This window comes from Streptomyces sp. AK02-01A (genome assembly GCF_033795305.1).
GTDB lineage: Bacteria > Actinomycetota > Actinomycetes > Streptomycetales > Streptomycetaceae > Streptomyces.
In genome coordinates this window covers 1-682 of sequence record NZ_JARBAE010000132.1, presented here as the reverse complement: position 1 = coordinate 682, position 682 = coordinate 1, and the positions used below count along the sequence as shown (strand labels likewise).

Below are 682 nucleotides of genomic sequence, written 5' to 3'. Positions count from 1 at the left end.
CGCATCAAACGCCTCAGCGAACACCGGGAAAGACGCATACAACCCACGCCCCATCCCCACCCGCTGACTCCCCTGACCAGCGAACAAGAACGCCGTCCCGCCCGATCCGATGGCTCCGCGTACCACCGAGCCGCTCCGGCTCCGCTCTCCGGCGGCGACCTCGGCCAGACCGTCGAGCAACTCCCGCTGAGTAGTCCCGAGGATCACGGCGCGCTCTGCGAAGAGTGTCCGGGTGTCAAGCAGCGAGTGCGCGACGGCGACCGGCCGCGGTGCGGACTCGCCCAGCTGTTGGTGGAGCCGCTCGGCCTGGCCCGCCAGCGCGGCCCCGTTCCTGGCCGAAAGCACCCACGGCACCACGGCGCCGACAGGCGGCGATGCGGAGCCGCCGTCGATCGGCGCCTCTTCGGCCGACGGCTCCTCGGCCGGTGCCTGTTCGACGATCACATGGGCGTTGGTGCCGCTGATACCGAACGACGAGACAGCCGCCCTGCGGGGACGGTCCGTCTCCGGCCACTCCCGCGCCTCCGTCAACAGCTCAACGGCCCCCGCCGACCAATCCACATGCTGCGACGGCTCATCGACGTGCAGCGTCCTCGGCAACACACCATGCCGCATCGCCAGCACCATCTTGATCACACCAGCCACACCCGCCGCAGCCTGCGTATGACCGATGTTCGACTTC

At 69.5% G+C, this 682-nt stretch carries 1 protein-coding gene; it reads right to left on the bottom strand.

Features of this window, described 5'->3' with window-relative positions; genetic code table 11:
- Positions 1–682 (bottom strand): ketoacyl-synthetase C-terminal extension domain-containing protein (locus PV679_RS36050; protein ID WP_319685503.1); only part of this gene is annotated, 682 nt, incomplete at both ends.